This is a genomic window from Streptomyces sp. NPDC005281 (assembly GCF_040607495.1).
GTDB lineage: Bacteria > Actinomycetota > Actinomycetes > Streptomycetales > Streptomycetaceae > Streptomyces.
In genome coordinates this window covers 22,409-36,200 of the sequence record NZ_JBEXGX010000032.1, presented here as the reverse complement: position 1 = coordinate 36,200, position 13,792 = coordinate 22,409, and the positions used below count along the sequence as shown (strand labels likewise).

Sequence of the window (13,792 nt, the reverse complement as noted above, 5' to 3'; positions counted from 1 at the left end):
ATCTGGAAGTGGATGTGGGTCTGGATGTGGGGGTGGAGGTGAAGACGCGTGGGAAGACCCGGGGCGCGGCTGCGGTTACGGCTGCGTGTGAGGCAGTGGGGTGACGCGGTACACGGAGTCCTTGAGACCGCGGACCTTTTCGTAGTCGGCGTCGAGCTGTGCCTCGTCGCGCGCTGTGAGATAGACGCGCATGGAGCTCGTCAGCAGATCGGTGGTGGGGCGGATCCGGGAGCCGGGAGCCAGTTTCGGCCCGGCCAGGAAGACGCTGTCGAGGGAGCGGATCTCGTCCACCGCCACGGTGTCGACCGCGTCGACGACACCGTCCTGCTCGGTGGGGGTGTTGTAGACGACGCCGGGCTGGAGGCGGTCGTAGACACGGCCGCCGTACTCCCGGCGGAACTCCTCGGGCCGTACGTAAGCCTGGGCGGCGAGCCCCGCCTGGTTGTGGCCCAGGCACACGTCGTGGAAGCCGGCGTGGATGTTGCCGTTGAGCCGGGTGCCGATCTCGACCAGCGCCGGGCCCTGTTCGGTCATGATGACCTCGGCGTGCGCGGGCCCCCAGCGCACGCCGAGTGCGGCCAGCACCTCGCGTACGTACGCCACCAGGGCCGGCACCGGACCGGCGTCCGGGGCCAGGAGGATGTCCCGGTTGTAGATGTTCTTGCCCGAGGGCAGGAGCGTCTTCTCGTACTGCCACACACCGCAGGCGTAGTGCTCGCCGTCGCTGCTGACCGTGTCGACGATGTACTCGGTGCCCTTGAGGTACGACTGGACGAGGATCTCGGTGTTGGCCGAGCCGAAGATGTCCTGCGAGGCCAGCCCTGTGGCGGCCGCGGCCGCCACCTCTTCGGCGCTGCCGCAGATGTACACACCGTCCGAGGCCGCCGAACTGAGCGGCTTGACGACGACCGGATACACGCCCCGGTCCTCAGCCCAGCGGACCAGTTCCCGCGGGTCGCCGCTCTTGAACTGGTCGGCGCAGCGCACACCGGCCCGCCGCAGTGCCTCGATCATCTCGTACTTGTCCCGGCGGGCCGCCGAGAGACGGGTGCCGTTGGACGGAACCCCGAGCGCCTCGCTGAGACGGTCCGCCAGCGGTACGGCGCCCTCCTGGCCGGCGACCACACAGGCCGGGGCGTACGGACGGAGCCGCTCCAGCAGGGCCTTCTCGTTGCCCTCGACGATGTTCTCCTCGTACGCCGACAGGCCGGGCGCGAGCATCGAGGGGATGAGTTCCGGGGTGCTCTGCACATGGACGACCCGTGCACCGGTCTCGGTGAAGGCCGCGGGGTAGAAGTTTCCGGCGGAGTAGCCGTCGACCACCACGACGGTGGGCCGCTGACTGCTGGTCTGGCTCATGCTCGTCCTTCTTCTGACGCGACTCGTGGTCGCTCGTCCATCGGGGGAGTGATCCGGGGCGTCAAGGCCGTCCGGGCTTCGGGGCACGCGGGCACAAGGGGACTGCGAGGCGTGCGGGCACAGGGCGGGTGCTCCGGGGCGTCAAGGCCGTCCGGGCTTTCGGCGCACGCCGGCACAAGGGGACTGCCGGCACGAGGGGACTGCCAGGCGTGCGGGCACGGCGGGGCTGCGAGGCGTGCCGGTGCGACGGGTGCTACGCGCGGGCTGACTCAGTAATGAAGCGGGCCAGGCGCGCGATGCCCTCGCGGATCGCCTCCGGCGCGAGGTTGCTGAAGCCGAGCCGGAGCTGCCGCTCGCCGCCGCCGTCGATGTGGAACATGCTCATCGGCGCCCAGCTGACGCCGTAGTCGCGGGCGCAGCGTTCCATCTCCGCCAGCCCGGCCTCGAACCCCACCTCCACGGTGAGGAAGAAGCCGCCGCGCGGGGTGTTCCAGCGCACCTGGTGCTCGGCGTACCGCTCGGGCGGGAAGTGCTCGGCGAGGCAGTCGAGCGTGGTCCGGAGCCGCTCCAGGTACACGGCGGCCAGGTCGCGGGTCGCCGGGCGCAGGGTGTGGCCGTTCTCGACGAGGATGCCGCCGACCACGGCCTGGGACAGGGAGGACGATCCGACGCTGAACATGGCCTTGGCCCTGGACAGTTCCTGTGCCAGCGTGCGCGTGGCTCCGTCGGCGCCGGTGACCGGCTGGTCGGCCACGAGGTAGCCCAGACGGGCACCGGGGAAGGCCGACTTGGCGAACGAACCGAGGTAGACGACACGGCCCGCGGTGTCGAGCGACTTCAGGGTCGGCATCGCCTCGCCGTCCCGTGCGAACAGCCCGTAGGGGTTGTCCTCCAGGATGACCAGGTCCTCCTCGGCCGCCACCTCCAGCAGGCGCCGGCGGGCCTCGAGCGGCAGCACCGTGCCGGAGGGGTTGGAGAAGTCGGGGACGAGGTAGAGCGCGACCGGCCGCCTGCCCCCGGCCCGCACGGCGCGCGCCGCCGCGGCCACCGCCTCCGGGTCCAGGCCGTCGGGGCCCTCACTGACCCCCTCGACGGGGATGTCGAGCATCCGGGCCGCGCCGCGGATGCCGACGTACGCCGGGGAGACGCTCAGCAGGACGTCGTCGGGACCGGAGAACAGCCCGCGCAGGGCGACCAGCGTGGCCTCCTGGAAGCCGTGCGTGATCATGATGGCCTCGGCGGGGACGTCGATGTTCTCGTCCTTGCGCAGCATCTGGGCCACGTCGTCCTGGATGAAGCCGTTCACCGGTCCGTACTGGAACAGCATCCGCGTGACGCGCTGCTGCGGGACGCCGCGCTCCAGCAGGTGCTTGACGTAGCGGTCGATGTGGAAGGAGAGGTCCGCCAGGTCGTGGTTCCCGTCGTACGGCGCTCCCGAGGAGAAGGAGAGGGCGTCGGGGAACTTCATGGCGGTCTCGCTGAGGATCCGCATCGAGTCCATCGCGGGATCGGCGATGGCGGCGTGCAGCGCTTCCTGACGCAGGGTCATCCAGCCGCTGTCCGCCGCTTCCGACGCCGGTGCCGCGGGCGATGTCGTGGTGCTCATGGTCACTTCTTTCCTTCCGCGATCCAGCTGCCCTTGCCGGGCGACCACTGGCGGATACGGGTGCCGGCGACGATCCCGCCCTGTACGTAGGGCTCGGCGTCCAGCACCTTCTGGAGTTCGGCCCGGTCCTCGACCTCGTAGAGCAGCAGGCCGGCGTTCTCGTCGGCCAGCGGCCCGCCCAGGAGCAGCACGCCGCTCCGGGCGAGGCGGTGGAGGTTCTCGGCGTGCGCGGGGTGCAGCCCCTGGCGTCCCTCGCGGTCCACGCTGTACTCGAATTCGACGACGAACTTCGCCACGGTTGTTTCCTCTTCGCTCTTCCTGCTCCTGCCGGCCTGCTCGGACCAGCGGGCTTTCTCGGTCCAGCCGGACTTCTGGGTCCAGCCGGTCTTTCTGGTTCAGCCGGACCTCACATGTAGAGGCCGCCGTTGACGTCGATCACCGCGCCGGTGGAGTAGCCCGCGCTCTCGGAGCACAGGTGCAGAACGCTGCCGACCGCCTCGGCGACCGTTCCCATGCGCTGCATCGGCAGCTTGGAGAGCACCGCCCGCTTCTGCTCCGGGTCGCGGCGCTCCCAGGCGCCGGCCACCCGCTCGGTCGCGATGGGGCCATGGGCGACCACGTTGACCACGACCCCGTCGGGGGCGAGCTCGTAGGCCATCTGCTTGGTCATGCCGATCACGGCGGCCTTGGCGCCGACGTAGGCGGCGTTGTTGAAGTGGCTGTAGGTGCGGCCGCCGGCCGAGGCGAAGTTGACGATGCGTCCGTAGCCGTCCTGCGCCATCCGCGGAGCACACGCCTTGATCGCGACGAACGTGCTGACAACGTTTTCCATGTGGGCCTGGCCGAAGTGCTCCTCGGTCAGGTCCGCGTATCCGATGACCCGGGTGTCGCCGCCCACCCCGTTGACCAGGATGGAGGGGGCGTGCCGGTCGACGATGTCGGCGAGCTGTGCCTGTGCGGCGGGGATGTCGGTGATGTCACCGACGACCACGTCGACCTTGGTCCGCTGCGCGAGTTCGGCGGCGAGGCGGTTCACGGCCTCCTCGTTCTTGTCGAAGAGGACGAGGGCGTGGCCCTCGCGGGCCAGGCCGCGCGCGACGTCCTGGAGGATTCCGCCCGCCGCGCCGATCAGGAGGGCGGTGCGCGAGGTCTGTACGGTCATGTCGATTCCCTGGGTTGCGGTTGAGGTTGGGGCTGGAGCTGGTCGGGGTGATGGGGCCGGGGCCGGGAGGCCGCGCCCGGCGCCGTCGCGGCCTCGGCGGGGGCCGGCTGCCGCGCGGTGGTGGCGGCGAAGCCGGGGATCCGGATCATGGACTTGAAGCCGGCGGCGACGCCGAGGCCGACGACGAGCAGGCAGATCCACAGGAACGGGTATCCGTAGGCGTTCGCCACGGTGATCCCGATGGGGCCGCCGATGACGAAGGCGGCGTTCCAGGCGAAGAAGTAGGAGCCCTGGTAGGTGCTGACGCGTCCCTCGGGGGCCCGGACGGCGATGAAGGTCGCCGACATGGGCGCCCACAGGACCTCGCCGAGCGTCCAGACGACGGTCGCCGCGGTGAACAGGGTGATGTCGTCCGCCAGGGCGTTGAGGCCGAAGCCGACGGCCATCAGCGTGGCCGCGAGGACCAGCGGCATCTCGTCGCCCAGCCGTTTCACCGCCCGGGGCACCAGGGGGAGCAGCGCGATGGAGAGCACCGCGTTGATCGCCAGCACGATGCCGATGTCTCCCGGGCTCAGCCCGGAGCGGCGCATGTCCAGCGGCAGGGCCGAGTTGACCTGGAGGTAGACGCAGGCCAGCAGGAAGACGAGGGCGAGGAAGGCGACCAGGACCGGTGAGCGATAGGGCTCGGCGATGCTGCGGCCCGCGCGTCGCAGTGCCGAGGCCCCGCCCCCGCCGGGCTCCTCGGGGCGCATCTCGTCGGCGGGCAGCGCCCAGACGAGGAGCGCGTAGACGGCGCTGCCGGCGGCCCAGACGATGAAGAGCGCGGGCGGGTAGAAGGAGAGCAGGAATCCGGAGATGACCGGGCTCAGCGACATCCCGACGTTGAATCCGACGAGGAAGAGGCTGTAGGCCTTCGAGAACTGCTCGGGCGGGACGATCTTCGCGATCAGCCCGGCGCCGGCCGGCCGGTCCACCGCCGACAGGAACCCGGTCGCCAGCGAGAGCAGACCGAGCACGTACACATCGGTGGTCACGAGGAACAGCAGGGCTGTCACGGCCGCGAGCGGCTGGGCCGCGATGATCGTGCGCCGTGGCCCGATCATGTCGGCCACCGCGCCGCCGACCAGCCCGGAGGCGAGGATGCCCGCCCCGAACAGGCCGACCATGACCGGTGTGGTGCCGGCGTCGACCAGATGGTCCTGCTCCAGGAAGAGGATCAGGAAGGCCGGGGCGAGGATGCCCAGCCGGCTGACGGTCTGCCCTGACCAGAGCAGCCAGAACGCCTTGGGAAGCGCCATCAGTTGGGGCCCCTTCGAGTGGTGGTGAGACTGCTGTACGCGAAGGCGGCGGAGACCAGCGTCATGTGGTGGTGCCATCCGGGGTACGACCGGCCTTCGAAGGCGCGCAGGCCGAAGTCGTCCTCCAACTGCCGCACGGTGTCGGCGGTGCCGGCGTGCAGGGCCGCGAGTTCGAGCAGTTCGCCCGGCGGCCGGTTCACCAAGCTGGTGATCCAGGTCCGCCCGAGGCGCCGGGTGTCCGGATCCCGCTCGGCGAACACGCGGTACGTGGGCGGCTGCCCGGCGGCGTGTAACGGGCGCGGCGTACCCGGTTCCGGCTCCGGCAGCCGGACCGGGCCGGTCAGGACCTGCGCCGTGCGCTCCTCGCCCCGTCGCGTCCGTACCGTCACGGAGTGCGGCGACGCGGCTTCGCGGCGGGTGAGGATCTGCCGGGCCGTCAGGGCGGTCGGGGCGCCGGGTCGGTCCTGACGGGTCGGCGCCGCCAGCACCGGCAGGGCGGCGGGTACCGCGACGACGAAGTGGCGTCCACGGGAGCTCAGTGCGCGCACGATCTCCCCCGTGTCCGCGTAGCCGTCCAGGTCGGCGACCACCGGAACCTCGGCGAGCTGCCCGCCGTCCGGCAGGCTCCCGACCAGGTCGAGGGTCTGCGCCTCGGCCGAGTGGGGTCCGTTGCCCTCGGGGATGCGGGCCCGCCGGCGCAGCGCCGGGTCGTTGGACCACTGGTCGGGCAGCAGCAGGCGCCAGTCGACGGGCACGTCCTCGGTGTCCGTGGACAGGAAGGCGCCCACGCCGACCTGGCAGTTGAGGGTGCGGCCGGCCTGGGGCACGAAGCGGCGGTGCACGCCGCAGGACCGGTCGCCCCGCTTGGGGACCACGGCCAGGCCGATGGTCCAGGCGCGGGGTGCGGTGTGCCGCTGTACCCACCGGGTCAGCTCGGCGCGTACGGGCTCCCACGCCCACGGGCTGGCGTTGATGAACTGGTGCAGAGACTGCGGGGCCGTGCACGAGTCCGACACGGTGGCCGCGAGGCGCCGCACCGTCTTCTTGCCCGGCGTGGTCAGGAGCCCCTCCATGTAGGCGTGGGCCCACCGACGTTGGTCGGCCCGGGGCAGCCGCCCGAAGAGCTCCTGCGTGAACGCGGAGACCGATGCCCGTGCCCGCGTGTTCGGCTTCGTCGCCATCGCTCGTGTCCCTCCCGGTGGTCCTGCTGGTCCCGGCCCCTTGAGCGGCGCCACAACAGAAAGAATAGAGAACGATCGCTTTGTTTTCGACTCCGGGGTGAGGACTGCCGGATACTTAGCGAAGTCCGTCCCCGCGCCCAGCCGATGAACACGGCCTGACCTGCGAATACGTAGAGAGGGCGCGGAGTTGGTGCACGGCGGTGCACGGCGGTCAGGCGACGAGGTCCAGGGCGCGCGCGGTGAGCTCCGCCGCGAGCTGCGACGCGGTGAGCCCACCGACCCCGGCGCCCGACGCCACCCGCGCCGGTGTCGTCTCCGAGGGGCAGGGCATCCCCAACGACAGCGTGAGGGCCCCCTTGAAGCGGGACAGGTGCAGGACACCGAGCCGTCGGGGGGCCGTCAGCTGCGCGGCCGCTCCGTAGGAGATGCCGCACGCGGTCGCGGTCTCGTGGCCGCCCGTCATGTGAGCGGTCTCGTGCGGGGGCGTTCCGTACGGGGTGGGCGTTCCGTACGGGGTCGCGGTCCCGTAGAGGGTGTTCCCGTACGGGATGGCTGTGTACGGGACGGCCGTGTACGGGACGGCCGTGTACGGGACGGCCGTGTACGGGACGGCCGTGTACGGGACGGCCGTGTACGGGACGGCCGTGTATGGGGTGGTCGTGAACCGGGTCACCAGGGCCGCGTGGTGGCCGAGCGCGGTGTCGGCGCAGCCCTCTTGCGTGACCCGGAAGCCGAGTCCGCCGTCGGCCGAGTCCGCCGTCTCGTCCTCCACCGCGCGCCGGATACGGGCATGGTCCTGCCGGGCCGGGCGCCAGGCGGCGTCGGCGGCCCGCACCGCAAGGCCGTACGCGCGGGCGTGGTCCGCCAGCTCGCCCCCGTCGCCGGCCCGCACGGTCGCCCCTACGACGTTGACGAAGCAGCCCACCTCGGACACCCGCACACTCTCCGCGTACCGTCGCCGCAGCGAGACCTCCGTCAGCAGCGCCACCTCCTCCTGGCCCGCCGCCCGCGCGCACGAGTCGGCCAGCGCCGCCGCGAAGAACTGACCCGCGGTGATGCGGTGGCGCCGACACCACGTCGTCAGGCGCGCGCTCTCCCGCGCGGTCAGCGACACCGGTGCCACGCTCCCCGCACCGCCGGGCGCCGCCACCGTGCCCGCCGCACTCGGGACTGCTCCTTGACCTGTTCCCGGGCCTGCTCCTCTGGCTGTCTGCCCCGCCGCGCGGTGCGCGAGAGGGGCCCTTGGGGCCGGGACGGGTCCCGGCCCCAAGGGCCCCTGGTCCGTGATCGGGTGCGAGTGCGAGTGCGAGTGCGAGTGCGGGTACGGGTGTGGGTGTGGTGGTGGCGGTGGCCGGTACGTCAACTCATCCGCGTCGGGGGCCGGTTCCTGCCGGTAGCCCGGCCTGCCGCAGCCGGCCGGGCCCGGTCCGAGCAGGGCGTCAAGCAGCGCCCGCAGCAGCCGTGCCGTGGACGGGCCGTCGCACAACGCCGGGTGACAGGTCAGCAGCAGATGCGTCGCGGCGGCGGCCGGATCGTGGCCGACCCCCAGCCGCCACAGCGGACCCCCGGCCGTCAGGACGCCCCCGGCCCGGGCCGCGGCGTCCCCGTCCCCGATGCCCTCGTGGCCGGGACCGGGGACGGCCGCCGTGCACATCTCCTGGCGGAGCTGGTCCGGCGTGAGTCCGGGGACCTCGCGGAACCACAGGCTCCCTCCCTCCTCCACGATCCGCAGGGACAGCGCGCGAAACCCCCGCGCCCACCGCGTCACCGCCGCTTCCACGTACGCCGGGGAGAACACGGCGGCCACCGTCAGGCGGGTCGCGGCCTGGGTCTGCCCGCCCGTCAGCCCGTGGCGCCAGGCGCAGGCCGCCTCGGTGCCGCTGAGCCTGCGCAGCACCCCGGCCGGCGTCATCCCGCCACTCGTCCCGCGACAGGCCGCGTCGCCTGCGGGCCGGGCCATGAGACCGTGTTCGTCAGGCTGATCCCGTGACTGTCGAAGTCGAGCGTGACGCGGTCCCGGTCGGCCATCGCGAACCCTCCGTGGAAACTGCTGCGATCGGCGCCGAGGTACACGTAGTGCACCCGGCCCGGGTGCAGCAGTGCCCCGTGGGAGAACAGCCCGGACATCATGTCCTCAAGACCGAAGTGCAGCGCCTTGGTCCCGGTGGCGAACTCGCCCTCCCAGACGCGCGCGCCGTCCCGCTCGATCGTGACCCGGCCGGTCACCGACCGGGGCGGCTCGTCCAGGAACAGCCAGGGCGCCACCCCGGCGTCGCAGAGCTTCGCGTACGACAGATGCCCGGCGTGGCGCCGGAACCGGCCGATGTCGGTGAGGTCGTTGCCGAAGGTGTAGCCGGCGTAGCGCGGGCTGCCGTCCTCGTCGGTGACGTACACCAGCACCACTTCGGCCTCCTCGCACAGTGCTACGGCGCCCGGCGGTACGGACAGCGGTTCGCCGGAGACCTTCAGGACCTCCCCGAGGCCCTTGACGAACCAGTTGGGCTGCGTCTGCGTGGCGGCGTCGACCTTCACGTTGTGGGTCTGCATGAAACCGCTGACCATCGCGTCCCCGAGGGACGCGGGCAGCAATGGGGGCCGCAGTACGAGGCCGTCGAGCCCGGTGGCGGGGACGATCAGCTCCGGGCGGCCCGCGGCCAGTGCCGCCCGCAGCGCGGGGCCGTCGCCGCCCGCCGCCGCCACCGCGGCGACGACCGAGGCGCCCAGATCCTCGCCGGGGCGGACCGGGTGGATACGGACGGCCTCGCCGTCGGCGGGCAGGTCGAGGCCGAAGTGGCGTTCACCTCGGTAGGCGCATTCGAAGAACACGTTCATGGCAGAGGTCTCCTTGGATGTCGTACGGATGTCAGGGCAGGGATGGCGTACGGATGTCGGGTCCGGATGTCAGAGGGAGTCGCGGGCGGCGGGACGCGGGGCGGCCACGGGCCGCCAGGAGCCGTTCTCCTCGGGGAGGGTGAGCACGGCCCACGACGCGGCCGCGTCGTTCAGCCGCATGCCGAAGCCGGAACCCGGCGCGGGCGAGAGGGTGTTGGCGCGGCGGTCGACGACCGGGCGCGGCGAGACGATCATCTCGGGGAAGAAGCGGTCGCTCTGGCCCGCCTCGACGGTCAGCGCGTCGCGGTGGCAGAAGGCCAGTGCCCGGCCCGCGTTGATCAGCGGGCCGACCTCGGCCACCTGGACGCCGATCTGGAACGCGATGCCGTGCCGGCGGGCGTGTTCGACGAGTCGGGCCGCGCGCAGCGGGCCGCCGTTCTTCGCGACCCGGATGTTGAAGGCGTCGCAGGCCCCCGCCTCGACCGCCGTCCGGGCGTCCTCGGGCGTGCACAGGGACTCGTCCAGCATGATCTTCAGCCCCGCCCGGCGGCGCAGGTCACTCAGAGCGGCCCAGGAACCCTTGGGCAGCGGCTCCTCGACGTAGTCCGCCCCGGCGTCCCGCAGCCGCCATGCGTGGGGGAGCGCGGTGTCCTCGCTCCAGCTCATGTTCGCGTCGACCATGACCGGCACGCCGTCACCCACGTGCGCGCGCACCTCCCGGACGCTGCGGGCGTCGCGCTCGATGTCCTCGGACGCCTTGATCTTGACGAAGTGGAACGGGCCGCGGGTGGCCAGGAACTCCTCGGCCGTGATGCTCAGATCCAGCACCTGCGAGACGGGCAGCGCGGCCGCGGGGGCCGCTCCTCCCGTGGCCGGTCCGGCGCCGATCAGCTCCGCCGCGCCGAGCCCCAGCCGTCGGCCGAGCAGGTCCAGGACCGCGGTCTCCAGCAGGCACAGGAGGTTGTTCCCGCCGGTGATCCCGAAGACCCCCGCGAAGCCCTCACTCCGTATCCGCTCCAGGAGTTCGGCCGGCGGCTCGCCGCGCAGGAGGGCGAACACCCGGTCCAGCGGGGTCCGGCGCAGCGCGTCGAGGACGGACTCGCTGCTCTCGCCGGTCACATACGTCCGGGGCGCGCACTCGCCGATGCCGCTGTCGCCCTCGCAGACGAGCCGCAGAACCAGACTGTCGGAGGCGGCGCGGCGCGCCGCGGGGTGGTCGAAGCGGGTGTGCATCGGCTGGCGCACCCGGTGGAGCACGGCCGCCTCAGCCATTGCGGTCGAGCCCCTGGAGCAGGGCGTGGGTCGAGGTCCAGTCGACCAGGTCCGCGCTGACGCCGGTGAAGAAGAGATAGTGCTTGTCGGAGGGCAGTTTCATGATGGTTCCGCGGTCCGGTGCCAGCGCGGCGAACACCTGGTGGGCGCTGTCGAGATCGACGATGGGGTCGCTCATGCCCGACACGAAGGTGGCCGGGACCGCCGGGAGCGCCCGGGTGCCCGGTTCCAGGTAGCGCCGTTCGAGCTCGAGCAGGGTGGCCCGCGAGCGGCGGGTGATCAGGCGTACGGCGAGGTCGTCGTGGTCGATGAACTGCCGGTACTTGGGGTCGTCGGTGAAGTCCGCCGACCTCAGGCCCGCGTCCCACGGCTCGGTGCCGGTCTCGGCGGCCAGCGCCCGCAGTTCGTCCTCGCCGAGCGTGGCGTGCATCCGCCCCAGCCAGGAGGAGCAGAACACGGCGGCGTCGTAGCGGGTGGTGAAGTCCGGGTGGTGCATGAGGGCCGCCATGAAGGAGCCGCCCAGGCAGTGGCCGAAGAGCGACAGCGGCACGTCGTCGCCGATCAGCTCCCGCACCCGGGCCAGCGCGGCGATGTAGTCACCGAGCAGCGTCTCGGCTTCGGGCAGGTCCCCGCGTTCGCCGGGGCTGATCCCGCTGCCGCGCCGGTCGAGGACGAAGAAGGCGATGTCGTTGTCGGCGAAGCGGGGGCCGACCTCCCACATCCAGCCCGCGTGGCTCTGAAGGCCGTGGAAGTAGAAGACGGCGCCCTTGACCCGTTGGGGGTGCTGGGGCCGCCACAGATGCAGGGCGAGGTCGACGCCGCCGGACGGCAGGTCGATTATCTCGCGACGGGTGTTCTGCGGGGGCCTCTTGGTCTCGATCATCTCGTTGTTCTCCTCAGCGTCCGAAGCGGCCTGCGGTGGTGACCGCGGCGATGGTGGCGGGCGTGGCGGTGGTGGTGAGCCGGATGTCGGCGGGGATGGTGGCGGTGGCGGTGATGACCGGCGTACCGGCGGTGATCACGTCGGTCCGCTCGGTCTCGTCGGTCCGCTGGGTCTCGCCGCTCCCGTCGATGCCGGCCATGAAGTCGACGTCTTGGTGGAACGGCTTGTACTTGTACTGGGTGGCGTTGCCGACCTGCCTGCGGGATTCGGCGTACGAGGTGATCGCGTCGAACGGAACGGTGCGCACCCCCAGCGGCCCGAGCCGGCCGCTGTCCCGCTTGGAGGCGTACTCGATGTTGACCTCGCACAACTCCCGGTCCACGGCCTGGGAGAGGGCCCGGTCGAGGTCCCCGCCCGGGACGGCGACCTCGGCGGCGACGACGTAGTGCGGCGGCTCCGCCCACTGCGGCCCGCACATGTACAGGCCGGTGTCGAGGCCGAGCCCGGCCATGCCCTGCTTGATGGCCTGCGTGACCTCGGCCTCGGTGATCTTCTCTCCGGTGAAGGAGTGGTAGACGCCATCCCGGTGGACGAAGTGCAGCCACGGGGTGCCGTCGACGATCCGGTCGACCCGGTAGATGTCGCCGGTCCACAGCCGGTAGAGGCCGTTGCCCTGAGTCATGATCAGGTGGTAGTCGCGGCCCGCCTCGACCTCGTCGAACAGCAGCGTCCGCACCGGGGTGCCCGCGTCGACCAGCCCGCCAAGCGGTACGTCGGCGGGGACGAACTCGAAGAACGCCTGGCCGACCGCGAGCGGCTGGCTGTCCAGCGAGTCGTCCACCGGTACGGAGGTGACACCCTCGGTGCCGCAGCCCATGAACGGCAGCTTGCTGACACCGGGCAGCACCGCGTCCAGCTTGGCGCGGTACAGCTCCGCGCTGGAGGACAGCCAGCAGCTGTAGAGGGTCAGCGACGGCCATACGTCCGTCAGGCTGAACTCGCCCTTGGCCAGCACCGATTCCAGATGGCGGGCCGCCGCCTCGTCCGGCTCGGACCACGGCCGGCCGTCGAGCGTACCCTCGCGCAGATCCCGTACGAGCTCCGTGCCGTGCTCGGCGACCAGGTCGCGCAGCGAGATGAGCGTGCTCGGGTTGATGGCCGAGATGTAGTGCAGGTCCTTGCCGACGAGATGGCGGATGCGGTGGTACATCCGGCCCGCGTGGGTGGAGGGCGCCTGAGCGTTGAACCAGGGGGACTGGTACCACGGCGGGTTCCAGTCACGGCTGTTGATCTGCGGGTGCCGGTTGCTGATCGCTTGGTGCTCCACGCCGTGCACGAAGTCGTACACGTCCTCGCGGACGGTCTGGGTGTCCAGGGTTGCCCAGGGGTGGGCGAGCAGCTCGGGGTGGTGCAGGAGGTAGGTCCCCCACATGGCCTTCATGGCCGGAATGCGGTAGGTGAGCAGCCAGTGCAGGGTGTACGGGACCCGCTTGGGCACTCCGGTCGTGCCGCTCGTCTTGAGCCAGCGCAGCACGGGGCTGCACGAGAGCACGCCTCCCTTGGTGCGGGTCTCACGCTCTATCTCCGGCAGGAAGTCGGCGTAACGCCTGATTGGCAGGACCGAGCGGAAGCGGGAGGGGTCCTCGACGGTGACGTTGTAGCCGCGCGCCTTCCAGTGAAGGGAGTCGGCGCAGACGCCGATGATGTCGCGCAACACCCGTTCCTGCGCGGACTTGGGGTCCTTGAGGTCCGCGAGCAGGTCGTCGCGGGCCTGGAGGCACTCCTGCACGAAGGGGTCACGGCGGTCGTTCCAGTGCTGTTGCCAGTCGGTGGTGTTCATCGGGTGTGGTTTCTCCTTGCGGATGGAGATGGCTGTGGAATGGCTGTGACTGTGAAAATGGCTGCGGTTGTTGACATGGATGTGGATAGGTGTGGGTGAATGGGCCCGTGCGTACCTAAATATGAACAAAACGGTCACGTAGGGCATGGGGGTGCCTGCTATTTCGGGCATCCGAGGGTGGAGAGAGGGCGTGACGGGGTGGTGCGGCGCGGGGGAGGGCGGTGGCCGGGGGCGAACGACCGCCCCCGGCGGGTCAGTTGCGGGGGGCGGGGATGCCTGGGTGCGGCGGTGTGCCGGTCGCGCTTACGGTCGTGGTTGTGGCTGTGGCTGTGCCGCGATCGGGGCCAAGGCTGTGGCCG

General features: G+C 71.5%; 11 protein-coding genes. All 11 read right to left on the bottom strand.

Annotated elements, in window-relative coordinates; translation table 11 throughout:
- Nucleotides 1-75: 75 nt before the first annotated feature.
- The 11 genes from ABZV42_RS33740 to ABZV42_RS33690 all read right to left on the bottom strand — a co-directional run bounded on the left by ABZV42_RS33740 (nucleotide 76) and on the right by ABZV42_RS33690 (nucleotide 13,433).
- Nucleotides 76-1,359 (bottom strand): ATP-grasp domain-containing protein, encoded by a 1,284-nt coding sequence (locus tag ABZV42_RS33740; RefSeq protein WP_356055217.1) that lies wholly within the window; start codon nucleotides 1,357-1,359, stop codon nucleotides 76-78.
- Between the two features lie 253 nt (nucleotides 1,360-1,612).
- Nucleotides 1,613-2,965: a PLP-dependent aminotransferase family protein gene (locus ABZV42_RS33735; protein WP_355984168.1), complete on the bottom strand. Its 1,353-nt coding sequence runs from the start codon at nucleotides 2,963-2,965 to the stop codon at nucleotides 1,613-1,615.
- A 2-nt stretch (nucleotides 2,966-2,967) separates the two neighbouring features.
- Nucleotides 2,968-3,261 carry a YciI family protein gene (locus tag ABZV42_RS33730; RefSeq protein ID WP_355984167.1) on the bottom strand — a complete coding sequence of 98 codons (294 nt, stop codon included), beginning with the start codon at nucleotides 3,259-3,261 and terminating at the stop codon, nucleotides 2,968-2,970.
- A gap of 110 nt (nucleotides 3,262-3,371) precedes the next feature.
- A complete protein-coding gene (locus ABZV42_RS33725; RefSeq protein WP_356055215.1) occupies nucleotides 3,372-4,127 on the bottom strand; it encodes an SDR family NAD(P)-dependent oxidoreductase in 756 nt (251 codons plus the stop codon).
- Nucleotides 4,124-5,425 carry an MFS transporter gene (locus ABZV42_RS33720; RefSeq protein WP_356055213.1) on the bottom strand — a complete coding sequence of 434 codons (1,302 nt, stop codon included), beginning with the start codon at nucleotides 5,423-5,425 and terminating at the stop codon, nucleotides 4,124-4,126. Before ABZV42_RS33720 ends, ABZV42_RS33725 begins: the two co-directional genes overlap by 4 nt.
- Nucleotides 5,425-6,606, bottom strand: coding sequence for a transposase (locus ABZV42_RS33715; RefSeq protein WP_355984164.1), 1,182 nt, complete (start codon nucleotides 6,604-6,606; stop codon nucleotides 5,425-5,427). The genes ABZV42_RS33720 and ABZV42_RS33715 overlap by 1 nt, the downstream gene beginning before the upstream one ends.
- Before the next feature lie 211 nt (nucleotides 6,607-6,817).
- Nucleotides 6,818-8,518 (bottom strand): hypothetical protein, encoded by a 1,701-nt coding sequence (locus tag ABZV42_RS33710; RefSeq protein ID WP_356055211.1) that lies wholly within the window; start codon nucleotides 8,516-8,518, stop codon nucleotides 6,818-6,820.
- Nucleotides 8,515-9,438 carry an FAH family protein gene (locus tag ABZV42_RS33705; protein ID WP_356055209.1) on the bottom strand — a complete coding sequence of 308 codons (924 nt, stop codon included), beginning with the start codon at nucleotides 9,436-9,438 and terminating at the stop codon, nucleotides 8,515-8,517. Before ABZV42_RS33705 ends, ABZV42_RS33710 begins: the two co-directional genes overlap by 4 nt.
- A 69-nt stretch (nucleotides 9,439-9,507) precedes the next feature.
- Nucleotides 9,508-10,710 (bottom strand): enolase C-terminal domain-like protein, encoded by a 1,203-nt coding sequence (locus ABZV42_RS33700; protein ID WP_355984161.1) that lies wholly within the window; start codon nucleotides 10,708-10,710, stop codon nucleotides 9,508-9,510.
- Nucleotides 10,703-11,593: an alpha/beta fold hydrolase gene (locus ABZV42_RS33695; protein WP_355984160.1), complete on the bottom strand. Its 891-nt coding sequence runs from the start codon at nucleotides 11,591-11,593 to the stop codon at nucleotides 10,703-10,705. Before ABZV42_RS33695 ends, ABZV42_RS33700 begins: the two co-directional genes overlap by 8 nt.
- Before the next feature lie 13 nt (nucleotides 11,594-11,606).
- Entirely contained in the window at nucleotides 11,607-13,433 is a 1,827-nt protein-coding gene (locus tag ABZV42_RS33690; protein WP_355984159.1) for a GH3 auxin-responsive promoter family protein, read from the bottom strand.
- Between the last annotated feature and the right edge of the window lie 359 nt (nucleotides 13,434-13,792).

What these genes read in the sequence shown, in the direction of transcription:
- ABZV42_RS33710 (WP_356055211.1), bottom strand. Translation starts at nt 8,518, where the DNA reads ATGACGCCGGCCGGGGTGCTGCGCAGGCTCAGCGGCACCGAGGCGGCC.
- ABZV42_RS33735 (WP_355984168.1), bottom strand. Translation starts at nt 2,965, where the DNA reads ATGAGCACCACGACATCGCCCGCGGCACCGGCGTCGGAAGCGGCGGAC.
- ABZV42_RS33695 (WP_355984160.1), bottom strand. Translation starts at nt 11,593, where the DNA reads ATGATCGAGACCAAGAGGCCCCCGCAGAACACCCGTCGCGAGATAATC.
- ABZV42_RS33725 (WP_356055215.1), bottom strand. Translation starts at nt 4,127, where the DNA reads ATGACCGTACAGACCTCGCGCACCGCCCTCCTGATCGGCGCGGCGGGC.
- ABZV42_RS33705 (WP_356055209.1), bottom strand. Translation starts at nt 9,438, where the DNA reads ATGAACGTGTTCTTCGAATGCGCCTACCGAGGTGAACGCCACTTCGGC.
- ABZV42_RS33715 (WP_355984164.1), bottom strand. Translation starts at nt 6,606, where the DNA reads ATGGCGACGAAGCCGAACACGCGGGCACGGGCATCGGTCTCCGCGTTC.
- ABZV42_RS33720 (WP_356055213.1), bottom strand. Translation starts at nt 5,425, where the DNA reads ATGGCGCTTCCCAAGGCGTTCTGGCTGCTCTGGTCAGGGCAGACCGTC.
- ABZV42_RS33690 (WP_355984159.1), bottom strand. Translation starts at nt 13,433, where the DNA reads ATGAACACCACCGACTGGCAACAGCACTGGAACGACCGCCGTGACCCC.
- ABZV42_RS33740 (WP_356055217.1), bottom strand. Translation starts at nt 1,359, where the DNA reads ATGAGCCAGACCAGCAGTCAGCGGCCCACCGTCGTGGTGGTCGACGGC.
- ABZV42_RS33700 (WP_355984161.1), bottom strand. Translation starts at nt 10,710, where the DNA reads ATGGCTGAGGCGGCCGTGCTCCACCGGGTGCGCCAGCCGATGCACACC.